This is a genomic window from Paraburkholderia sp. GAS348 (genome assembly GCF_050434205.1).
GTDB lineage: Bacteria > Pseudomonadota > Gammaproteobacteria > Burkholderiales > Burkholderiaceae > Paraburkholderia.
On sequence record NZ_JBNPVT010000017.1, the window covers coordinates 20,174 to 42,438 of the forward strand.

The window sequence follows — 22,265 nt, forward strand, 5'->3', positions numbered from 1 at the left end:
GAATTTCGGGACCCACAAAATATATAGCGTTTGGCGGGTCGGGAAACTACATTTTTTTAATTTTTCCGAGCTGCCATTCTCGCGACACGGGCATTCCTAATTTTTCATTTCGGGCATTGCGCCCCAAGTCGAGAGATAAGGGCGATTGATCAGGCATAGGACACGATGAGCGAATACACTGATATCCTGTATGAAGTGCAAGGGGGCGTTGCCCGTATTACCATCAACCGTCCAAAAAAATATAACGCGTTTCGAGGACAAACCTGCGAAGAGCTCATTCATGCGTTCAGCTCTGCATCGTGGGACAAAACTGTGGGCGTGGTGGTTCTGACTGGCACAGGAGACAAGGCTTTTTGTACCGGTGGCGATCAGTCTGCGCACGATGGCGGATACGACGGTCGCGGTCTGATCGGGCTCCCCGTTGAAGAGCTGCAAAGCGCGATTCGAGAGTGTCCGAAGCCTGTGATTGCCCGCGTCAATGGATATGCCATTGGCGGAGGCAATGTCCTGGTGACTTGCTGTGATCTTGCGATTGCGTCGGAGTCAGCACAATTAGGTCAGGTAGGACCGAAGGTGGGTTCTGTCGATCCGGGGTTCGGAACCGCGTTGTTGGCCCGAGCGGTCGGCGAAAAGCGAGCTCGCGAGATTTGGTTCTTGTGCCGCCGGTATTCGGCAATTGAGGCGCTAAACATGGGCTTAGTCAATGCTGTCGTGCCACATGATCACTTGGACGCCGAAGTCGATAAGTGGTGCGAGGAAATCCTCGCAATGAGCCCGACGGCGCTGTCTATTGCAAAACGCTCGTTTAATGCGGACACGGATTCGATCAAGGGGATCGGCGGACTTGGCATGCAGGCGCTCGCACTCTACTACGGGACTGAGGAGTCGCAGGAAGGCGTACATGCATTCCTGGAGAAGCGCAAGCCACGCTTCCGCGAAGTCTATCTAAAATCGCGCGCGAAACCTGAAGGAGAAGACGCTTGATGATCTTGCGGTAGGCCGTCTCGGGTCCAGGGCGACCGCGCTGCGTCTGCTTGTACTGTTGTTCTTCGCGCACGTTCGCGGCGCGTTTCTACAACTGCCGTCTCCATTCCGTGATCTGGTTCGGATGCACATCGAACTGCTGCGCAAGTTCGGCCTGCGTCCGCTCGCCTTTGAGCGCTGCCAGTGCCACCTTCGCTTTGAACGCCGCTGAGTGTGTCCGTCTAGTTCTCTTCGTCATCTTTCCGGTTCCTTTGTCAGCATTGTCGCTGACTCAAGCCCCGGCCGACCCACTTATCCGGCTGTCCGAATTTGCGCACCAATGTAGATATTCAGCAGCACCGTCGGATGGTAGAAGACGGGCTGAACGAGTCAATCCAGTTCAGGCGATCAACGCATTTTTACACAGGCTCGGATGGCGGCCGCCATCTGCGGACGACGACGAGCTTGGGAGCCGGCCCGAGGAGCCCGAAACGCCATCAGGAAGCCGTTCCTGACGCGATACCATTCGAAAGGGCCCGAGCGACTCGCAATAATTTGGGCGTAGTGCCAAAAATCGAGCGTTTACAATACTATCGAAGCTTGGCCTTTCAACCTTTCTGAATCGGGGAACACTTGAAAAAGAACGCTTCTGAAGCAATCGAACCCGCCAAACCCCGTCGCAACAAATCGGCGGCACAATCGGTCAAAACTGTGATTGACGAGGGCAATGACGGCTCCTCCTCCGACACGGCTGCGGGACCCGATGCGCTGATTACCGTAGCGCGCACGATGCGGATAATCGAGCTACTGGCAGATTCCGAGGTTGGCATGTCCGTCACCGAAATCGCGCGCCATCTTGACGTCAACAAGAATCTCGCATTTCGCATCGTCACCAGCCTGTTAGCGCTGCGGTACTTGCGGCAGGATCGCGAAACCCTGGCGTACAAGCTGACCTACAAGATCAGCAACCTTGGACTCCGAAAGCTAGCCACAGGAAGATTTCTGAGCGAATGTTTTCCGATCTTGCACACGCTTGCGGAGAAAACGGGTGAGCACACCAGGCTGGCCGTCATCGAAGACGGCATTCCAATCTGGGTCCACTCAGAGACCGGCAAGCAATGGGGCTTGATGATCGATTCAGTCTACAGCCACGAACTGAGCTATCACGCACACGCCACCGCAAAAGCCTGGCTCGCGACTCTGCCGGAGGCGCGTGTCCGCGAGATCATTGGTCCGTCGCCGTTTGTCGCGTATACGCCATACACGATCACTTCGCGGGACCAATTTCTCGATGATCTCAAGACGTGCCGGGCGCAAGGCTTCGCCATCAGCTACGAGGAGCGGGAACTCGGAGTCGCGACGCTTGCGGCGCCCATCATGGCCAGAAATGCCAGCGGAGAAATCGAGTGTGTCGGGGTAGTCAGTATGGCCGCGCCAACGCCGCGCATGGATCGAGAGCGCTTCATTGCATGCGCTCCTGATGTGATTTCCACGGCTGAGCATCTCGCCGAAGTTTGGCCGACACGCGCCAACACTTGACCTCTTTGAGCTGATCCGCTCGCAAAAATCCTTATATCAGGGCGCCGTCGCATATAGCGGCGCGCGCTGAAATTTCGAATTCCGTCGAGATGTCAGGAATCTCGCATGCTGAGGCCGTCCCAAAGACCCAGGCTTCGCGTGTCCGGATCGTTCTTCTTCATGCTTGTTGCTTCGGTCATGGGGCGCCCCTTTCGGTGTCGTCCCATGACCTCCGCACACAAGACATCCGAATCGTGCAATGCGGTGGCGCTGCACCGCAGGCGCAGCGCACGTCGAACGCTTATGTTAACAACAGCGCGTCCAGGTCCACGGGACACCTGCCGATTGCAGCGAGCGCTCAACCTCAACCGCCTGATCAAGCAGCTGTTTTTGCAACGTGCGCTGGTCTTCGGACAGATCATCGGACGCGAACGGCTTGTCCTTTGGCAACTGAGCGTCCTGCAGATGCTGCCGGTGCGCCGCAGTTCTGTTCTCGTCCACCATCCCGGTAAGCGGATCAATGACGACGCCATACTTATCGCGGGCGGCGCGTAGCGTCACGTAGCCTTCGCGCACGTCCCGTTCCACATCGAGCACGTCACGTTCGAGAGGAGGGCCAAAGCCGCCTCCCCCCCCCGTGCGAACGTTGATTGACTCCCCTTTGAGAAGGCTCTGAGAGGATAACTTGCCAGTTGGATAACGTACCTCGTCCGCGCCAGTCCGGGTCACTGAAACTTCATTGCCAAGTGCACTGAGTCCGCCAAAGAGCCCCCACGGTCGACACTCTACGCGTTCGATTGCCGTCGTGAACAGAACGTCCTGCTTCATCAGAACACTCAGCTCCGTGCCGAGGCCGCCACGCTGCCGCCCGGCGCCGCCCGAATCCGCTCGCAATTCGTACCGCTCGACGACGATCGGGTGTTTTGCCTCAAGCTGCTCGACGGGGCTGTTGTGAGTATCGCCGTCATTGATTGCCACGGTCGCAGACATGCCGTCTTCGTTGTGTTTGGCTCCCCATCCTCCGCCCTGGAGACCCACGTAAAAGACTTCAGGGAGTCCGGTTCGATCATTGATGCCATAAAGATACCGCATGGCCAAATCAGCGTGGTGACCGGCTATCACGCTTTCCGGACATGCCGGAGCGAGCGCCCTGAAAATGGTGTCGACCACGGTCATCGGAAATGTCATCCACCATTTCATCGGCGCGGGTTTGTTCGCCGATACGATGGTGCCCGGCGGAAGCACGACATCGAGCGCACGGAAGCAGCCGTCGTTGATCGGCAGCTCGGTGCCGGCGAACAGGCATTTGAATGCAACTTGTGCAGCAGCCAGCCCGGTCGATGGGCCGGAATTGAAATACCCCTTTACTTGCGGGCTCACTTCCGTGAAGTCGACCGTGATCTTGTCCCCTTTGACGATCACGCGGATTTTGATGCGGATGCGCTCACCGACAGACACGCCGTCATCGTCAAGGAAAGATTCCGCTTCATAGATGCCGTCGGAAAGCTTGCTCACCTCTGTTCGAGCGGCAGCGTCACTCTGGTCAAAAATCGACTGCAATGCGCCAAGAACAGACTCGCTCCCGTATTTCTCGATCATTTCCTGCATGCGCTTCTCGCCGGCCTTGGCCGCGCCTACCTGAGCACGCAGGTCACCGAGTGCGAGCTCGGGGTTGCGGACATTGATCGCAATGATGTCCACCAGATCGTTATTACGTTCACCCCGTCGATAAAGCTTGAGGAACGGTAATTGAAGCCCTTCGGAGTAAATGTCCAGGGACATGCCGGCAGGCGTACCACCAATATCCTGCCAGTGTGCCATGCAGGCTGAAAACGCAACGATCCGCGAATTGTAGAAAATCGGCACAACGACAGTGATGTGGTTCAGGTGACTGCCGGTAATGTACGCGTCGTTGGTCAGCAGGACATCACCTTCATGTATTCCCGCTTCACCGAAATGCGCCATCATTGCCTTGACCGTCACACTCATGCCCCGCATGAACATGGGCAATCCGAGGCCGATCGACAATGTATTGCCCTGTGCATCGAACAATCCCGTCGTGAAGTCGAGCGCCTCGTAGATGATCACGTTATAGGCGGTTCGGGTCAAGATTGTCTTCATCTCTTCGGTCGCAGCCACAAGGCCGTTCCGGACAATCTCGGAGATGATTGGGTCAACCCGCACGACCGCGGGAGTAGCGAGTTCAATAGATTGGTTCATTACAACCCCACGTTGATAATAATATTTCCCCAACCGTCCACGTTCGCAACATCACCGGGGAACAAAACCGTCGTCGTAGCCGCTTCTTCGATCAAGGCCGGACCTTCGATTCTGTCTCCCTGCGCAAGTAATACGCGTTGGTAGACAGGAGTATTGACATAACCGTGACCGTCGAAATACACGTCCTGGAATGTGCTTTCACGCAGCGCATCGCCATTGCGGCTCTCACATGCTTGCACGGTCGGTTTTGGCATCAATCCCGCAACGGAAGACCGGATGCTCACGATTTCAGCATCCTGTTCAGGCGAGGAAAAACCGTAGCGCTTCAAATGCTCCGCATCGAAACAGGACTTGAACATCGCCATGTCCTGATGTTCGTATGCCGCAAGCGGGACCTCTACCGTAACCGCATGTTCCTGACCCACGTATCGCATGTCCGCGCTACGCGTGAACAGCATCTCGATGGTCTGGCCCGCGGCCTGCTCGATGTCCGCCACGCCCTGTCGCTCCATCGCCTCGTGCAATCCGACGACTGCCGAAAAATCGAGTTCGGCAAGCCGCGTGAACATTGTTTGAACGAAATCGCGGCGAAGGTCGGCAACCAGCATGCCGTATGCGGAAAAATGACTCGGCGCATTCGGGATAATCACCTTGGCGATCCTCAACTCGCGCGCGACGAGAGAAGCGTGCAGCGGACCGGCGCCGCCAATTGCAATCATCGGGAAATCACGAACGTCCAGACCGCGCTCCGTAGTCACGCGCTTGACAACGTTCGCCATCGACGTCGCAGCAATCCGGATGATTCCATCCGCCACCATTTCGGTAGAGAGTCCGAGCGGTTCGCCGACAAAGCGATCCAATGCGGCCTTGGCAAGCGACGTGTCGAGCTTCATGTCGCCCCCAAGAAAACGATCGGCCGAAAGTCGACCCAACGCCAGGTTTGCGTCCGTGACCGTCGGCTCGACACCACCCAGCCCGTAGCACGCCGGTCCGGGATTCGAACCCGCGCTTTGCGGCCCGACACGCAGCGCCTTGGTTGCCGTCAGGCGGGCGATACTCCCACCCCCCGTCCCGACCTCCTGGATATCGATCATCGGAATCTGTGCGGGCAGCCCCTGCGCATATCCCCCGATCATCACCTGATTGGAAACCAGTGCTTCACCGCCAACGATGACCCCGGACTTCGCGGTGGTCCCCCCCATGTCGAAGGTGACGGCATCCTCAATGCCAATCTGCTCGCAGAGCGCTCGCCCACCAATCACGCCGGCGGCAGGTCCCGATTCCAGCATGCGAATACATTCCTTCCGGGCTTGCGGGAGATCGAAGAGACCACCGGTAGACTGAACAATCAGAAACCGTCCGTCAAAACCCTCCTTTCTGAGCTGGATATCAATCTCATCGAGGTATTTCTGTACGCGAGGGCCAACGTAGGCGTTCGCCGCAACCGTGGAGGTGCGTTCGAATTCGCGATATTCACGGGAAAGTTCATGTGAAGCCGAGATGAACATCCCTGGGAAGCGTTGCGCAAAAAACTCCTTCGCAGCAATTTCGTGTTCGGGATTTCGATAAGCGTTGATGAAGGCGATCGCGATTGAATCGACACCAGCGCGCTCGAGCGCCCGGGCGACTTGTTCCAAAGAATCGCGATCGAGAGGCTCGAGAACTTCTCCGTCTGCTCCGACACGCTCCGCAATTTCGAACGAAGCGGAACGCGGAATCAGCGGCACATGCTTCTTGAAAAAAAGATTGTAGGCGTCCGGACGGTTAATTCGACCGATCTCGTATACATCGCGGAAGCCTCTTGTTGTAACAAGCGCTGCCTTGGCACCACTCCGCTCAAGGATGGTGTTGATGGCAACCGTCGCACCGTGCAGGAACAGAGACGCTTCGTCGAAGCTGGAGCCGGCCTTCTTAACCCCGGCATTAATTCCGTCAACGATCTTCTCGTTCACTGAGAGCGCTTTTCCCAGTCTCAATTCACCGGTTTGAACATCGAAAGTGGTGACGTCGGTAAACGTACCACCCACGTCGGCGGCGATTCGCACGCGCCTTGGGGCGCGAGTAGTTACGGTCTGTGTCATGTGTCATACGCCCATTCATGTTTACGGTAACAGCGTTACCTAATGTAGGCGCGAAGCTTCGGGATGTCAACGTCGAGTCGGGCGGCTACGGGAAATCACGTAGACAGATGCTATGTACGCATCGCCCCAAGTCCGAAATCTCGACTTGGCAGTGGTCGCGCTTTGGCAGGAGGGACAAATCAGTGTTCGCGTTTCCGGGCAACAGATGTCGCGTAGCGCGATGAAGCTGGCCAGACGTGGCGCTTATCTCGCGCGTGCCGGCGATCCGCCTCCAGGCAATATTGTCATGTGGCGCGGCATGCGACGCCTGACCGATATCCAACTTGGCTATGAACTTGCCCCGGCAGATTGTGGGTAATTACAATGGTGGGGCAACGCTTACGCACGCAAGCACGTCGCGTGGATGGCTCGGGATCGGCGTCGTCGAGCTTTTCAGTGCCGACAAACGAAAGATGGCAGCAGCGCGTTTGGCGAGGACGACTGTGACAGCTCGGCGCCATCGCGCCTGGACGGTGCTCTCGCCGTGCTGATCTATAACCTGGTTAGGTTTTCCCTTCTATCGCGCTACTGGCATATACGCATGCCGTCATCAGGCAAAAGGCAACTGAAAACGCGAATAGCAGTACAGGCAGTACAGGCGGTACAGGCAGTGCTGGACGTGACTGGTGCGTTACCCCGGTGGCAATGTCGCGTGTACAAGAGCATCCAGCCGGGGCACCACTGCTTAGCGGCTAAGTGCCTCTCCACGCGTCTCAGGGAGAGCCCGCCAGAGCACCAACGCGACAAGCGGGCCGAGTATCCCCAAAGCGACTGCATACTCCAATCCAAGCCCCAATTTCTGACTCGCCATCAGACCGACCAGCGGCGCGATCCCCCCCCCGATCGCTCTGCTCGTGTAATAAACAAAGTTCTGCGCTGTAGTTCTCACCTGGGTGGGAAACAGTTCGCTTAGCCACACGCCCCAAATTCCCAATGCTCCGTAACCAAATTGTGTCGCCAGGTAAGCCAGGACAACTGGTACGCTCCAAGCCACCGCACCGGGTACTGAATTTGAACCAAGCACGCCGGTGACACCCAGCAAGAACAATACATAGGCAAACAGGCCGACGCCGGTTGTGGCGACGAATGCCCAACGTCGCCCTTTCCAGTCCGAGAGCGCCCCTCCAACAACGTAGCTGATGGCGGCTGCGAAGCTGCCAAGCATGCCCAGTTTGCCGATTACGGCCGCGGGCAGGTGATAAACCGTCTGCCACATGGCCGGCGCGTAAGTGACGCCTGCGTAGGAACCGTAAAAGCAGAAGGACAACATGACGGTCGCTCCAATAACACGCGAAGCAAGACCCTTCCGGAACATAGTCACTAGCGGAGCCTGTTCCTTCTCCTGATTCCGGTCGCTTCTTGTAGCCAGCCACATCCGTGATTCCGGCATGAAGGTCCGCACTGCAGCGGACAGCACTGCCGCGAGCCCCAGATAACCAAAAGCCCAACGCCATGCGTCACTGCCGTAAGCAGCGGTCGTCGCAGAGTACACCCACGCCGTGAGCCAGATTCCTACCAGAAACATGGTTTGCACGAGGCTGCTGATCAATCCCCGCCGAGACTGACGCCCTGGAAATGCTTCGTTCACATAGGCGAATGCAATTCCAGCCTCTCCACCGATTCCGATACCCGCGATCGATCGAAACAGAAGAAGGGTTGAATAGTTGTTTGCGAACGCCGTCAAAAATGTAAAGACTCCAAAGGTTGCGACCGTCGCTGCAAGACCAAGACGTCTTCCCTTTCGGTCTGCGAGCATGCCGAAAAGAATTCCGCCGAGAATGCCCATGACATAACTGATTGCCTGGATCACCGACACTTCGACAATCGACACGTTCAGATGCCGCGCGATCGGAACCATGAAGAACAGGAAAACGGAGAAGTCCGCGCCGTCGAATACAGTCCCCAAGAACGAGAACATGAGAATGACGCCTCTTTCCTTATTACTATACGGAATGAAAAAAGAGGGCGTTCTCACTTCGTCATCCGGGGATCCGGTCAACACCTTATCGATCATGTATGGCTCATATTCAATTAATTGAAAAACTTGCGCGCTAGAAATCAGTGAAGATACGCGGCAGAACATTCTGAAGCGTTTTGCATGCTGCGATGCCGGATCCTGGTCAGTCTGGACGCATCATCGGTTTCGATGAAATCATCGGACGCCGTCAGCTGTGTTATGGACGCTTCTTTAATGGCATAAGTGCTTTTCGTCGCGCTCTCCTTGGCTATATCTTCCAAATGCTACGCAGGCCATCATCATGAGTCACTCCTTGGTGTTAGTGAAAGAGCCGGACACGTGCTGGGCTGCCGTCGGCAGCAGGCGCTTCAACTCATCGATGGCACTCGGGTTTTCCAGCGAGGACAGGTCGCCCAGCGCCTGCCCTTGATACAGATTGCGTATGACACGCCGCATGACCTTGGCGCTGCGCGTCTTGGGCAACTCCCGGACCAGATAGACCTCGTCGGGGCGAAACGGCTTGCCGAGACGACGCCCGACCTGTTCCTTGATCGAGTCCGCGAGCACCGCGGCCGCCGTGCCTTCGGCGGGATGACGAGGCACGGCGAAGATCGTGATTCGCTGGCCTTTCATGGGGTCGTGCAGGCCGACCGCAGCCACCTCGGTGATGCTATCGAGCTCCAGCACAGCTTCTTCGACTTCCGCCGGGCCCAGGCGTTTGCCGGCGACCTTGATCGTGTCGTCGGAACGGCCGCGGATGTAATAGAAACCCTCCGCGTCGCGTAGCGCCAGATCGCCATGTACCCAGACGCCCGGCAGTGTGCGCCAGTACGCGTCGAGATAGCGCTCGTCGTCGTTCCAGAACGACTGCGTCATGCCGACGAAGGGCCCTCGGATGGCCAGTTCGCCCACCACCCCGGTGAGCGAATCCCCGGTTGCGGCATCAATAATGTCGACCGGCACGCCCAGGCCAGGTGTATTGAAGGAAGCGGGCATGATCGGGCGCAGCGTTACGCTGGTGAGGAGAGCGCCGCTGACCTCGGTGCCCCCTGTGTAATTTATCACCGGCGCCTCGCCGCGCCCCATGCCGTGGTGGAACCAGAGGAAATGCTCCGGGTCGATGGCCTCGCCGGCGGTGATCAGTATCTGCAGCGAAGACGTGTCGGCGCGCAGCGCCTCTTCTTCGTGGCTGGCGAGACCGCGAATCAGCGTAGGGGAGGCGCCATAATGGGTTGCCCGGTGGCGCTGGATCGTCGCCCCCAGCCGCGACCAGTCGGGGTAATCGGGCGCGCCGTCGTATGTCACCATGGTAGCGCCCAGCATCAAGGCGGCCACCGGCACGATGGAGCCCACGATCCAGCCCACGTCGGCCGGCCAGAAGAGAACCGAATCATGGCTCACGTCGAGGTGCATGGCCGCATCGCTCAAAATCCGTAGCGGAAAGCTGCCGTGAGTGTGTACGGCGCCCTTCGGCTCGCCGGTCGTGCCGGAGGTGTAGATGATCAGGAACGGATCGTCGGGGCCGGTCTCTGCGCTGCGCATCGCCGGCGGCGGAGGGACTGGCACCTCGAACCAGTGAACGCCAGCAGGAATGGCACCCTGCCGGTCCTGCGGCTTCCAGATGATCGTTTGCAGATTGGGAAGGCGTTGCGCGGCCTCCTGAACCAGCGACACCAGATCGACAAACTTCCGCCGCCGTGAGAAACCTGTGGTCGAAATAAGCACGCGCGCATCGGAGGCCGACAGCCGCGCCACGATGGCGTCCACCCCATAGCCGGAAAAGAGCGGGACGACGATCCCGCCCAGATAGATGACGGACAAATAGCTGACATAGGCTTCGACACCCGCCTCGATCAGCAAACCCACGCGCTCGCCGCGCCCGACACCAAGACGCTGGAGTCCGGCCGCGAAGGCGCGGATTCGCTCGCATAGCTCGGCATAAGTGACTGTCTCGATGTCCCCGTCCTCATGCTCGGCGACGAGAGCAGGCTTGTCACGGAACTGCGGGTCGGCGGCCCACTTCAGCACCGTGTCGATCCAGTTCAGTCTCCCACCTGGAAACCAATGCGGATGCTCGACACCGAGCGACAGGTCTGCCAGATGATCGTAGGGGACCGACCAGACCACGCCGCAAAACTCGTTGATCTCCCGCCAGTACGTTTCGGGGTCGTTGACGGAGAGTGCGTACAGGTCTTCGTAGCGAGTCAGCCCCAGACGAGCCATCAATTGTCGGGCATTGGACCTGGTCAGATGCGACGACTTCGGCTCCCAGCGGGTATTGCTATGCGATTCAGCCATGGTGTTTCTGCTCTACCTTTGAATGGAATGCTCTATGGCGTGCGCAGCCGTCCGCCTTCGATATGCCTAACCAGCCACGTCGCATGTCCTCACTGCCGTCCGGCTCGGCTGAAGGCAAACGTTCCTGCTCAGAACTTTTGCTGAATACCTGCCATGACGCCAACCTGATTTGAGCCGGTGGCAACCGTTCCCCCCGCAGCGACCGTATTTGCAGCCAGTGCGCTGTTAAACATGTTCCCCACGGATGTATAGACAGTCGTACGCTTGGACAGAAAGTAGTTAGCTCGGCCAATGATCAACGTTGAGCTTACGCCGCCCTTTCCTCCTTCGACCCGTTGCAGATAGCGAGAGCCCTGCAGGTCGAAGGACAGTGACGGCGTAACGTAGCAGGTTCCACCAGCAAAGAAGATATCGGCTTGCAAATGGCTGGCAGCCGCGAGATTTCTTCTGATCCACCCCGCTCCTACTTTTGCCGGGCCGAAACGCACATATCCGTCGACAATATTGTGAGTGTCGGTGTAACCCGAGTTGTTCAACGGCGCGAGGGCTCCAGCACCGCCGCGCATCACGTCATAGGACGCAGCCAGTCCGAAACTGTCCGAGTCATATGCGAGCATGGCCGTGTACTGCCGACACGCGACAAAGTTTCCCGGCATCTGGCCTGGACAATTGGTGGCCGACGGGCCGACAGGCCCGGCGGCGTCGCGTCCGAAGCTATAGGTGCCCCCAACGGTGAACCCGCGAAAGGTACCCATGTAGCCGATCGCATTGTCACTTCGAGCATTCGCAAGATAGGGATCAAAAGCCGCCATCGAATGAATGGACGGTCCGATTACGTCAGCGTTCGACAGTTCGTACAAGGTCATATTCATCTGTCGGCCCAAGGTAAGCGATCCGAACGCGCTGCTCAAACCCACGTTCGCCTGGCGCCCAAACAGTCGCCCGCCATAGTTCAACGTGCCCGTGCCCGGCTGAAAGCCATTTTCCAACACGAAGAAAGCCTTATAGCCCCCGCCCAAGTCCTCGGTACCCCTCATGCCCCAGCGAGATGGCACTTCGCCTGTAAGAGTGGGCACGCCAATGAACGACCCACCACGGGCAGAGTTGTTGTAGTAGGACACACCGGTGTCCACGATCCCGTACAGCGTGACGCTACTTTGTGCGAAAGCCGATCCTCCGGCCAACGCCAACGCCAATGCAGCGCCAAATTTCTTTTTCATAAGCATTTCTAAATGATATTTTAGCATTTGTTTCTTTTCTTCAATTCTTTGGTCTATTTAGCCACATCGCCCTGATGATGCGTTCGATGGCGCGATGATCCTGCTCGACCACGTTGCACGGCAGAATCACGTCCAACGGATAGTGCAGCCGTTTCAGCACCCGGGCGATGCCCGGCGGCAGTGTCGTGCGTGGCGTCTTCGACATCCAGCAAATCGTGTTCGTCAACCAGGTCGATTCGCCATTTCCACCCCCGACACCTTATTGCGACACTGCCGCGGAGCCCGCCGGCGCTGTCATCGACACGTCACCGGATGTCGAACTTGAGCCCGTTTACAACTGATGAATGAACTTGGTTGTCAGGTAGGCGTCGATCCCCTCCGTGCCGCCTTCGAGGCCATAGCCGCTGTCCTTGACGCCACCAAACGGAGCTTCCGGCATCGTGGCGGCGAAGGTGTTGACGCCGACCATTCCCGCCTCGATCGCCGAACCCAAGCGATTTGCTCTGTCCGATGCACCGGAAAAGGCGAATGCGGCGAGGCCATACCCCAAGCGGTTCGAGCGGGCGATCACGTCGTCTTCATCCACGAAGGGACTGGTGACGATCACGGGACCGAAGGGCTCTTCATTCATGATGGCCGCCGACTCCGGAACGTTCGCAAGAACTGTCGGCTGCCAAAAATAGCCGTGATTCCCGGTTCGGCTTCCGCCAACGATCAGATCGGCGCCCTGCCGGGTAGCGTCGTCGATCAATCGCTCCATGGCATCCATCCGCCGCGAATTAGCCAATGGCCCCATCTGCGTCGCCGAATCCATGCCATCGCCGACAACTAATGATCTGGCGGCTTCCGAGATGTTCTTGACGAATTTGTCATGCACTGACTCATGGACATAGAACCGCGTCGGCGCGATGCATATCTGGCCCGCATTCATGAACTTGTAGGCCGCCGCCTCGGCAACCACCTTATCGAGATCGACGTCGTCAAAGATGACCGTCGGTGCATGCCCCCCGAGTTCCATGGTCATTCGCTTGACGTGCCTCGCCGAGAGTTCGGCCAGATGCGTGCCGACTCTAGTCGACCCGGTGAAGGAAATCTTCCGGATGACCGGCGAGTTGATCAAATGGGTGGAGATCATCGAAGGTTCGCCGAACACCACCGCGAGAGCGGCTCGCGGAATGCCTGCGTCGAGAAAGCATTCCGCGATCTTCAATGCGCCCAGGGGGGTTTCCTCCGCGGGCTTTATGATGCATGTGCAGCCGGCTGCCAACGCGGTGGCAATCTTCCGCGCCGGAAGAAAGGCGGGAAGATTCCAAGGCGTGAACGCGGCAACCGGCCCCACCGGTTCCTTGACGACGAGCGCCCGCCCTTTGGTTGAAACCGGAAGGACGCGACCATAGCTGCGCCGTGCTTCCTCAGCCTGCCAGTCGACGACATCGGCAGTCCACGACACCTCCCACCGGGCCTCGAAGAGTGGCTTCCCTTCATCCAGGGTTATGGCGGTGGCGATCGATTCGATGCGCTCCCGCATCAGCTCCGCGGCGCGCTTGAGCACCTTTCCTCTTTCCACCGGAGGCACTGCCGACCACGTGCGGAATGCGCCACCAGCCAGTTCGATGGCCCGATCGAGATCCGAAGGCGTGGCGACCGGCAATTCCGCGAGAACCTCGCCCGTCGACGGATTGCGCACAGGCAAGCCGTCGCGACCATCGCGGCCAACTCTTTCGCCGTTTATGAGCAAGTACGGTTGCTCGTAGGCAGGTGCAGACATGACTCCTCCTTGTCGTCGTTTATCGTCTACTTCTCACGCAATGACACTGTTCCCATCATCAGCGACACGCCGCGATCCGCGATCGCCATGATTGGCGCGTTCGTGTTGGCACTGATGATGTTGGGCATGATCGATCCATCGAATATGCGCAAGCCATCCACCCCATGGACCCGCAACGCTGGATCGACCACAGCCATCGGGTCCGTCTCCAAGCCCATCCTGCAGCTGCCGACGGGATGCCAGTTCGTGCCCGTCACCTGCCTTACATAATTTGCGATCTCTTCATCACTCATCGAGCCGACTGGTGAGAGGACACGTGCAACCTTGTCGGAAAATGGGCGCGTGTTTACGAGTTCATGGAGAAACTTGACACCACCGACAAGCTCCTGAACATCCTCCACTCGCGTAAGCCATCCAGCATCGATGACCGGCGGATCAGCGGGGTCCGCGGAGCGGAGCCGCATCGACCCCCGTGATTTTGGCGCCACGAGATTGGCAATCAGGGTAGCGCCGGGCGACTGCCGCTCCTTCTTGCCCGGCTGAGGATAAAGCGTGCCGACACAATAGAGTTGTATGGTGGGATCGCCGCCGGGGGCTAGCGGATTTAGAAACGCCGTAACTTCTGAACCGGTCGAAGCAACAGGGCCGGACCGGAAGAGCTGATATTGGAGGCCGTTCACCAGCATTCGCCGGCCGCTGTCTTCCCCCGAAAAACCAAAATTGGCCGTCGTCTGCACAGCGATGCTCGCGTCGTTGTGGTCCTGCATGTTCTGGCCGACGCCGGGCAGATCAACTTTGACCTCGATCCCCAATCGGGCGAGGTCGGCCGCCGGTCCAATCCCCGACAGCATCAAGAGCTTTGGCGAAATGAAAGCGCCCGCGGCGAGAATGACTTCATTCCGCGCGAACGCCTTTGTGACGGTTCTGCCTTGGTCGGCGAACTCGACACCGACAGCGCGATCGCCCTCGAAGAGGATTCGAAGCGCAGGCGATCGGAATTTGATCTTTAAACGCGGGTTATCCTCGAGAGGAGCGATGAACGCCTGAGCCGCGCTACAGCGGCGGCCCAGATAAGTCGTCGACTGGATGAAAGTCGCGCCGCGCTCATCGCCGCTATTAACGTCCGGCGTGAAAGGGATACCCATTTCCTGGAGAGTTAATAGAAACGCCCGCGAAATCCTGGTAGGGGGATGATGGGCATCGGAAACCTTCAGCGGACCATCGACGCCATGGAATGGCGCGCCCAACCTCTGGTTACCTTCCTGTCGAATGAAGTGAGGCAAGAGATCGTCCCATCCCCACCCCACTCCGCCGATCGCGGCGTCCCACTTGTCGTAGTCGGCCCGCGTCCCTCTGGTATAAGTCATGGCGTTGACGGAGCTGCCGCCGCCGATGACGTTGGCCTGCAAGACGCCGACACGGCGTCCGTTCAATGCCGGTTGTGGCTCCGATACATGGTTGACCAGAAATCGGCCAGGATTGAACACCATCTTCACAAACCCGGCCGGCATGTGAATGAGCGGGTGGCTATCCGGAAATCCTCCTTCCAATAGCAACACATCCGCGCCGAACTCGCCCGCCAGGCGAGATGCCGTGACGCAACCAGCTGATCCGGCACCTACCACGATGTAGTCGAATGTCTGAGCTTCTTGCAAGATGGGCGCCCATATAAAATAGGTAACGTCGTTACATTAACACCGGCACATTAGAGTCACAATAGATAATCTGGGTCGCGGCGACGAAAAAAGTAACGCCGATACTCATTGGGCGATTGGGACGCCGATCGCTCAAGACCGATGATCGGCCGCGTATGCACATTCTGATTTCGGACGATGTTGAGCCATCCCTGGTGTCCATCGCCCAGACGCAATTGACCAGCAAAATCAAGACCGCCATTCCTGTTAGGAATGCAAAATTCAGCGACGGCTTTCCAAGCTCGGAGCGCGGCCATCCCAAAGCCTGCGAAGACGAGCGCCCGCCGCTTGAATTTTCCGACGACCATTGCTACGACACACGTCATCCGCTACCCCGGCGTCAAAAAGGCGCCAGGGTTGCGGAATTCAAACAGATTCAGCAGGGCTACTTATGTCGATTTAGCTCTTGCGCAGCCCCATCTTCTTCAAGATTGGCATGATGTGATCCTGCATTTGATGAAGACCTTCCTGCGGATCGAAGAAGCAGAGGAGCGTGCTCTCGATGCCCGCATTTTTGAGCTCTCTCAACTGCTCCGCGCAACTTTCGTAACTGCCGACGATCTGAGGCGCCGTAATGCCGAGGGCGATCCTCTCCATCATTTCGGGCTTCGCTGCGGTGTCGTGAACCGAAGTCGTTTTCATCGACTTGAGGAAACTTTCAATCGCTCCAACGTCGATTTGCGAGGCGATCCAATCGTACTTTTCCTTGGCCATAGCGTTGGTGGCCTCCGGCAGAACCCAGCACATCGTGGCCACTCTCACGTCGCGACCGTACTTGCCGGCTTTCTCATGAATGTGATCGACCTTCTTCCGGAACCCGTCGGTATTCTCGGCCAAAGTGAATAGCCAGTCGCAATTCCGGACACCGAAATCAATGCCGGCTTCCGACCCGCCGGCATTCATGAGAATCGGGCGCGGCTTTCGCCGAGGCTTTGGCGCCAGGAAGGCGCCATAGGCCTGGTAGTACTTGCCATGAAAATCGAATCGTTCCTCCTCGGTCCATAGATGCTTCATCAAACAGACGAATTCGTCAGCCATTTCATAGGCTTCGTCGTGCCCGATCATTTTGTCGAAGCCGAAGGCGCGCATTTCGCTTTCCGAATAGCCCGTGACAACATTCAGGCCCCATCGCCCATTCGAAATGTGGTCGATGGTGGCGCCGAACTTCGCGATGTGCAGCGGATGGAAACGGAACGTAATATGAGCGGTCGAGAACAGCCCGAGAGTTTTCGTGACCGGCGCGGTTGCGGCCGCTGACGCCAAAAAGTCCAAGGCCGCCCCGTTGTAGTCGGTCTCGCCCCCTTGCCCGATCCAGCGGCCGAACGGAACTTGATAGTCAAAGCCGATTTCTTCGGCCAGTTGAACCAGCCGCATCGAGTTCGGCCACTCCCAGTAATTCTGGAGTCGTTCAGGGTTCGAAAGGACGGCCTTGGACGCCGTCATGCCGCCCTTGATGTTCCAGGCAAAGAAGCCAAGCTCAAGCGGCTGACCGGTGCGCGTTTCGGGCTGCCCGCCCGGGTCGAATGGGCCACGAATGATATCAACCTTCTTGAACTTTTCCGCCATGTTAGTCTCCGACAACACGAGTTGGCTCCTCTGAAAAGGGAGCATTAGGCAACGACGATACGCTTTTTTGTATCTTCGCCAGGAACTTTACAATTCCGAAAATCGATTATCCATTTTCTATGTCGGCAGTAAATATCAACTGCGCACGTCCACTGTGCGCAGCTGCACAGGCAGTGTCGCGATAAGGATAATGTGGCGAACGAATTCCAGATCGATAGGATTGCTTATGTAACCATCGAATAGAACTGGTCGGCAAGCATCCTTATTGCGACACTACCGTCTCCAAGGCTGCTGTTCGTTCCGAGTCGGCCAAGGATCGGCATTTCATTAGAGCGAACTCGACAACCTGCTGACCGACCGTCTCGAGTAATTCGATAACCTTTGCATCACTGCATCGTTCCGCGGAGAATATTCCTCCTGAACTATTGACCGCGGCACCGAGCGGTGTCGGCCATCCTCGCAGCGCGTGAACAATCGTCCTCAAAGTCGCAAGGGTGCTACTCGTGGCCTGCCAACCATAGGCGGTTGCAATCAATCCGACTGGGATATCGTGAAGATACGCGCGATCGTCCCTAGCCGTTTCCTCGAGATAATCAATCGCATTCTTTAAGATACCCGACACTGATCCATGGTAGCCCGGGCTCGCTATAATCACGCCGTCTGCGCGGCGCAACGCATCCAATAGCGCTAATGCCTCCGGTGAGCTTGCGACTTCCGTGGTCAGATAGTGTGGCAACCGCGTCAGCAGATCGCTTCCAATTAACTGCACTCTCGCGCCCGCACGTTCAGCACTGGATAGTGCGATCGCAAGCGCCTTTTCGGTTGAGGAGTCGGGACGCGCTGTGCCGCCAAGACCGACGATAAAAGGTTTCGAAGCGTTGATTGACTGCATGATTGGACCTCTTTCGTTTATACGGAACGCGAGAATGAACTCAGGAACGCGTTCAAAACGGTTGTGTCGCGATAAGGATGGTGTGGCGAACCGATTCCATATCAACAGGAATGCTTAACGTGGCATCTTCGTCATCCGGCAAATCGTGTTCGTCAACCAAGTCGGTTCGCCAACTCCACCCCCGACCCCTTATTGCGACACTGCCCCTCCCGTGCGGTCAAGTCGCCGCTCCTAATTTGACTCCAGGCTCACGACTCTTTGCTGTTGCTCACCCAGCCCCGAAATTCCCAGGCGCATGGTATCGCCAGGTTTCAGGTAAACAGGACTGGGCTTGACGCCCAAGCCGACGCCGGTTGGCGTACCCGTCGTAATCACGTCGCCCGGCAAGAGTGTCATGTATCGACTCACGTACGAGACAAGCTTCGAGACAGGAAAGATCATCGATCGGGTGTTGGCATCCTGCATGCGCTTGCCATTCACCTCGAGCCAAAGATCAAGGCGCTGGGAATCTGGAACTTCGTCGGCAGTCACCAGCCATGGACCGACAGGCCCAAACGTATCGCATCCCTTGCCTTTATCCCACTGGGGCGACTGCATTTGAAATGCCCGCTCTGAAACGTCATTGACGACGCAATATCCAGCCACGTAGTCCAACGCATCCTGCTCATCCACGTATTGAGCCTTGGTGCCAATCACAACCCCGAGCTCAACCTCCCAATCCAGTTGCGTCGAACCGCGTGGCTGAATCACGTCGTCGCAAGGCCCCGAAATGCAGGTAGTGGCTTTCAGAAACACAACCGGCTCGTCGGGGATGGGCAGACCTGACTCCTTTGCATGCTCGACATAGTTGAGGCCGATCGCAATGAATTTGGATGCGCCCTTCCACGGCGCCCCCATTCGCGGAGACCCTTGAACCAGAGGTAGCGTTTGTGGATCAATCTCGCGCAGCTTTGCCAACCCGCCTGGACTGATTTCGTCGAGTCCAACGTCATCAATGACGGACGACAAGTCCCGAATTGAGCCATGCATGTCCAACATGCCCGGGCGCTCACTTCCCACATCGCCGAATCGACACAATTTCATCTTCTATATCCCAAGCAACACTTCCAGGTTGTAAAACGGGTGCGTTCTGTCGGGTGCACGAAATCGACGCAAGCGCTGGAGGCGTCCCGCGTCTGTTTCCGCGCAATCCACTTTAGGTATCGCTGTTACCTAAAGTACATCGAGAGCCGAAGCGCTGTCAATCTTGCTAACGGAGGGTGTTTACCCGCAACGAGGCTCCGGGCTGCCCAGTATTCGCGACCCGCCTCAGCGAGACATACATCCGCCGTGGCACTCATCGCTCCCTCCACCAACTCGAACAGGCTATTCGCCAATACATCCAGAGCAACAACACCGATCCGAGACCTTCCAGCTGGACCAAATCGGCCGACGACGTCCGCGCCAGCGTCACGCGCTTGTGTCTATGAATTTCCAACTCGGGACACGGAGGGGGTTTTCACGGATTTCCACGCTCCAAAGCGGGTATTCATCCTCCAGTGACGCGCAGGACGCCCTGGCACGGGAGAACGGAATAAGGGCAGCACGTCCATCTTCAGTGTGCCGACAGCGACGGTACGCAAATCAGCTCCGCCAAACGCGAGGCTGGTTGGCTTATTGAGCGTCTTTCCAGTGGGATCTTCGAAGATGGCGTGAAGGCGCCCCGCCATGTCGAGCATCAAAATGGCGTTGCGCGAGAGTTCCGTTATCCAGAGATTCCCCTCTTCGTCGAGCGTCAGACCGTCCGGATAAGCGCCAGGATAGAGCGGCGCGGGCCCAAAGGGCGAAAATTCGCCAACCTCGTCACCCGCCAGCAGCGGGGCTCGACTAATGCGCCCCGCTGTCGTCTCGACGACATAGACAGCGCCGCGTTGGCGGTCTACTCGCATCTCGTTGGGAAAGTACAGACCGTCGGCTACCAGCGTCAGGTGCGGACCATCGGCCCGGTATATCCGTCCGTCCGGCAGAGGATGCGAAATCGCGCTCTGGAAAGGAGAGCGCCTTGTAGAAGCAGTGATCCATCGGACGGCCGCCTCGTCATCGGCCAGGACAAAATTTGCCGCCCCAAGCGGCTGCCCTTCGCAACGATCGTAAAGGGTTCTGACTTCGCCGGCGGCGCTGAGTCCCAGTACGGCCCCGTTCGCCAGGTCGGCGACCATGAGTTCGCCCCGGTCGTCGATCGCGAAGCCGTTTGGCAGACCCGATGCGCGGCCGTAGCGGTGCTGCGTTCCATCTGGGCGAATGCATGTCACAACGGCACTATGGTCCGAAACAATCCAACTGCCGTCTTGCAGCGCGACCACGCATTCAGGGCGATGCAGATCGTGCCCCACATGGCAAAAGTCGGTCGAAGCAATGCGGAACTCGTGGAGGCGCGCTTCGTCCGCGGTCAGTTCGTAACGAGAGGGCAACATGTCGCCGTCAACCGCCGTAGAGGAGGTCCGCTGCCTGCTTGCGCAAGATGGCTTTCTGCACCTTTCCGGTTGCCGTGCACGGCAGTTCCTCGAGTACACGCCATACTTGCGGCACTTTGAAAGGCGCGAGCTTTTCGCGACACAAGGCTGTGAGCTCGCCGAGCAGATCGTCCGCCATCGGGTCCTGCCGCTCTCTCGAGAGCGGCACGATCAACGCGCAGACCTTTTCTCCGAGCACAGCATCAGGTACGCCAACAACCGCACATTTCCCGACACCCGGGTGCTGCATGATGACGTGTTCAATCTCCACCGAATAGACATTTTCGCCACCACGGATGATCATGTCCTTCTTCCGGTCGACCAGGTATATGCATCCCTCTGTGTCGATATACCCGATGTCGCCGGTGTGTAGCCAACCGTCTACCAGCGTGCTCGCCGTGGCTTCGGGCATATTGAAGTACCTGTTCATCACGTTGGGTCCGCGTGCCAGCACTTCACCCAGCGCTCCAATCGGCAGATCGCGGCCAGCATCGTCCACGATTCGGACCTCGCAACCCGCAATAGGGTAGCCAGTGCTGCCGTTCTTGCTGAACGCCAGCGTGCCCGGCAGCACGCTGATCGTGCCGCCGGATTCGGTCTGCCCCATGCCATGGTACAAGTCGGCGTTCGGAAACAGCGCTTGCACGGCCAGCAATTTGTCCGGCGGCATGGGCGACGCGCCGAAGCGAATATTGCGGACCGAGCGCAGGTCGTACTGATCGCGCTTCTCCGCGCCGATCATCATCAACAACATCGCCGGCACCGCCCCTATGCCATCGACTTGAAATCGTTCGATCAAGTCGAAAGTTCTTTCTACCTTGAACCCGTCGACGACCAGCGTGCCCTGGAATGCAAGAACCGGATAGAACCATGAGTGGGCAGCAACATGGAAAAGCGGCGTCACGGCGAGTGTGACACTGCCGAACTGATCGTAGCCCCATGAACGCGAATTCTGGAAGGCACCTGCAATCAGCGTCCGGTGGGTATGCACGACCCCTTTGGGAACACCTGTTGTGCCCGATGTGTAGAAAATCGTCGCGGGCAGATCCGGGTTCGGCTCGGGCAGTTGCGCGTCGCCGCACCGGGCATGCATCACTGTCGAGACCGCGGCGGCTGCCATCGAAGCAGAACTGTTGATCGAACCCACCGCATCGATCCTGTTGTCGTCGCAGACATAAAGCACCGGTCGCGCATCCGACAACAGGTATGCGATTTCGCGTCCCACAAGCTTTGGATTGATGGGCACGGCAACCGCGCCCGCGCGCTGAATGGCCAGATAGAAAATGACGAAATGATCGCTGTTCTCCATGTTGATCATTACCCGATCACCCGGCATCACGCCGTATTCGGCCACAAGCACTTTGGCGGTCGCCTCGATGGCGGCATGCAATTGCTTGTAGGTATACGTCCGATCCTGGTGAATCAGCGCGACGCGGTCGGGGCTTGTGGCGCGCCGCTGCAGAAAGGTCGGGTATGTATCATTCGCATGCGGCGACAGGCATCGCGTAAGCCAGCTCGCGCGCGCGGAATCAGAGTCGTAATTCATGCCGATAGACC

The 22,265-nt window shown here is 57.9% G+C and carries 15 protein-coding genes and 2 pseudogenes; 3 read left to right on the plus strand and 14 right to left on the minus strand.

Annotation, left to right across the window (positions count from 1 at the left end; genetic code table 11):
• Positions 1 to 165 precede the first annotated feature (165 nt).
• Positions 166 to 984: an enoyl-CoA hydratase-related protein gene (locus tag P3T22_RS23965; protein WP_429326325.1), complete on the plus strand. Its 819-nt coding sequence runs from the start codon at positions 166 to 168 to the stop codon at positions 982 to 984.
• A 91-nt stretch (positions 985 to 1,075) separates the two neighbouring features.
• Here P3T22_RS23965 and P3T22_RS23970 read toward each other — a convergent pair.
• Positions 1,076 to 1,222: pseudogene (locus tag P3T22_RS23970) on the minus strand (transposase); the annotation flags it as partial.
• 374 nt (positions 1,223 to 1,596) lie between these two features.
• On the opposite strand from P3T22_RS23970, the gene P3T22_RS23975 reads away from it, so the two are divergent.
• Positions 1,597 to 2,502 carry an IclR family transcriptional regulator gene (locus tag P3T22_RS23975; protein ID WP_429326326.1) on the plus strand — a complete coding sequence of 302 codons (906 nt, stop codon included), beginning with the start codon at positions 1,597 to 1,599 and terminating at the stop codon, positions 2,500 to 2,502.
• A gap of 285 nt (positions 2,503 to 2,787) precedes the next feature.
• Here P3T22_RS23975 and P3T22_RS23980 read toward each other — a convergent pair whose 3' ends face one another.
• From P3T22_RS23980 to P3T22_RS24015, 8 genes and pseudogenes are all read right to left on the minus strand, one after another.
• Positions 2,788 to 4,701, minus strand: a complete 1,914-nt coding sequence (locus tag P3T22_RS23980) for a hydantoinase B/oxoprolinase family protein (protein WP_429326327.1) — start codon at positions 4,699 to 4,701, stop codon at positions 2,788 to 2,790.
• Positions 4,701 to 6,782, minus strand: coding sequence for a hydantoinase/oxoprolinase family protein (locus P3T22_RS23985; protein ID WP_429326328.1), 2,082 nt, complete (start codon positions 6,780 to 6,782; stop codon positions 4,701 to 4,703). Before P3T22_RS23985 ends, P3T22_RS23980 begins: the two co-directional genes overlap by 1 nt.
• A gap of 724 nt (positions 6,783 to 7,506) precedes the next feature.
• On the minus strand, positions 7,507 to 8,835 hold the full coding sequence (locus tag P3T22_RS23990; RefSeq protein WP_429326329.1) for an MFS transporter: 1,329 nt from the start codon (positions 8,833 to 8,835) through the stop codon (positions 7,507 to 7,509).
• Between the two features lie 249 nt (positions 8,836 to 9,084).
• On the minus strand, positions 9,085 to 11,076 hold the full coding sequence (locus tag P3T22_RS23995; RefSeq protein ID WP_429326330.1) for an AMP-binding protein: 1,992 nt from the start codon (positions 11,074 to 11,076) through the stop codon (positions 9,085 to 9,087).
• 128 nt (positions 11,077 to 11,204) lie between these two features.
• Positions 11,205 to 12,296 carry a porin gene (locus tag P3T22_RS24000; RefSeq protein ID WP_429326331.1) on the minus strand — a complete coding sequence of 364 codons (1,092 nt, stop codon included), beginning with the start codon at positions 12,294 to 12,296 and terminating at the stop codon, positions 11,205 to 11,207.
• Positions 12,297 to 12,411: 115 nt separating this feature from the next.
• A pseudogene (locus P3T22_RS24005) lies at positions 12,412 to 12,501 on the minus strand (IS6 family transposase); the annotation flags it as partial.
• Positions 12,502 to 12,627: 126 nt separating this feature from the next.
• Positions 12,628 to 14,064, minus strand: a complete 1,437-nt coding sequence (locus P3T22_RS24010; RefSeq protein WP_429326332.1) for an NAD-dependent succinate-semialdehyde dehydrogenase — start codon at positions 14,062 to 14,064, stop codon at positions 12,628 to 12,630.
• A gap of 26 nt (positions 14,065 to 14,090) precedes the next feature.
• The gene (locus P3T22_RS24015) at positions 14,091 to 15,719 is read right to left on the minus strand and encodes a GMC family oxidoreductase (RefSeq protein ID WP_429326333.1); all 1,629 of its coding nucleotides are present in this window, start codon (positions 15,717 to 15,719) and stop codon (positions 14,091 to 14,093) included.
• Positions 15,720 to 15,874: 155 nt separating this feature from the next.
• Here P3T22_RS24015 and P3T22_RS24020 point away from each other — a divergent pair, with 155 nt between their 5' ends.
• Complete coding sequence (locus tag P3T22_RS24020) at positions 15,875 to 16,198, plus strand: hypothetical protein (RefSeq protein WP_429326334.1); 324 nt, start codon at positions 15,875 to 15,877, stop codon at positions 16,196 to 16,198.
• Here P3T22_RS24020 and P3T22_RS24025 read toward each other — a convergent pair.
• The 5 genes from P3T22_RS24025 to P3T22_RS24045 all read right to left on the minus strand — a co-directional run bounded on the left by P3T22_RS24025 (position 16,158) and on the right by P3T22_RS24045 (position 22,254).
• Positions 16,158 to 17,324 carry an LLM class flavin-dependent oxidoreductase gene (locus P3T22_RS24025; RefSeq protein ID WP_429326335.1) on the minus strand — a complete coding sequence of 389 codons (1,167 nt, stop codon included), beginning with the start codon at positions 17,322 to 17,324 and terminating at the stop codon, positions 16,158 to 16,160. The genes P3T22_RS24020 and P3T22_RS24025 overlap by 41 nt on opposite strands.
• Before the next feature lie 262 nt (positions 17,325 to 17,586).
• The gene (locus P3T22_RS24030; protein WP_429326336.1) at positions 17,587 to 18,216 is read right to left on the minus strand and encodes an NADPH-dependent FMN reductase; all 630 of its coding nucleotides are present in this window, start codon (positions 18,214 to 18,216) and stop codon (positions 17,587 to 17,589) included.
• A 231-nt stretch (positions 18,217 to 18,447) separates the two neighbouring features.
• On the minus strand, positions 18,448 to 19,299 hold the full coding sequence (locus P3T22_RS24035) for a fumarylacetoacetate hydrolase family protein (RefSeq protein ID WP_429326337.1): 852 nt from the start codon (positions 19,297 to 19,299) through the stop codon (positions 18,448 to 18,450).
• 380 nt (positions 19,300 to 19,679) lie between these two features.
• A complete protein-coding gene (locus tag P3T22_RS24040; protein ID WP_429326338.1) occupies positions 19,680 to 20,588 on the minus strand; it encodes an SMP-30/gluconolactonase/LRE family protein in 909 nt (302 codons plus the stop codon).
• An 88-nt stretch (positions 20,589 to 20,676) separates the two neighbouring features.
• Complete coding sequence (locus P3T22_RS24045; protein ID WP_429326339.1) at positions 20,677 to 22,254, minus strand: class I adenylate-forming enzyme family protein; 1,578 nt, start codon at positions 22,252 to 22,254, stop codon at positions 20,677 to 20,679.
• Between the last annotated feature and the right edge of the window lie 11 nt (positions 22,255 to 22,265).

Excerpts from the sequence above, each read along its gene's own strand:
- P3T22_RS23965 (WP_429326325.1), top strand. The coding sequence starts at position 166 with ATGAGCGAATACACTGATATCCTGTATGAAGTGCAAGGGGGCGTTGCC.
- P3T22_RS23980 (WP_429326327.1), bottom strand. The coding sequence starts at position 4,701 with ATGAACCAATCTATTGAACTCGCTACTCCCGCGGTCGTGCGGGTTGAC.
- P3T22_RS23985 (WP_429326328.1), bottom strand. The coding sequence starts at position 6,782 with ATGACACAGACCGTAACTACTCGCGCCCCAAGGCGCGTGCGAATCGCC.
- P3T22_RS23990 (WP_429326329.1), bottom strand. The coding sequence starts at position 8,835 with ATGATCGATAAGGTGTTGACCGGATCCCCGGATGACGAAGTGAGAACG.
- P3T22_RS23995 (WP_429326330.1), bottom strand. The coding sequence starts at position 11,076 with ATGGCTGAATCGCATAGCAATACCCGCTGGGAGCCGAAGTCGTCGCAT.
- P3T22_RS24000 (WP_429326331.1), bottom strand. The coding sequence starts at position 12,296 with ATGAAAAAGAAATTTGGCGCTGCATTGGCGTTGGCGTTGGCCGGAGGA.
- P3T22_RS24010 (WP_429326332.1), bottom strand. The coding sequence starts at position 14,064 with ATGTCTGCACCTGCCTACGAGCAACCGTACTTGCTCATAAACGGCGAA.
- P3T22_RS24020 (WP_429326334.1), top strand. The coding sequence starts at position 15,875 with ATGCACATTCTGATTTCGGACGATGTTGAGCCATCCCTGGTGTCCATC.
- P3T22_RS24025 (WP_429326335.1), bottom strand. The coding sequence starts at position 17,324 with ATGGCGGAAAAGTTCAAGAAGGTTGATATCATTCGTGGCCCATTCGAC.
- P3T22_RS24030 (WP_429326336.1), bottom strand. The coding sequence starts at position 18,216 with ATGCAGTCAATCAACGCTTCGAAACCTTTTATCGTCGGTCTTGGCGGC.
- P3T22_RS24035 (WP_429326337.1), bottom strand. The coding sequence starts at position 19,299 with ATGAAATTGTGTCGATTCGGCGATGTGGGAAGTGAGCGCCCGGGCATG.
- P3T22_RS24045 (WP_429326339.1), bottom strand. The coding sequence starts at position 22,254 with ATGAATTACGACTCTGATTCCGCGCGCGCGAGCTGGCTTACGCGATGC.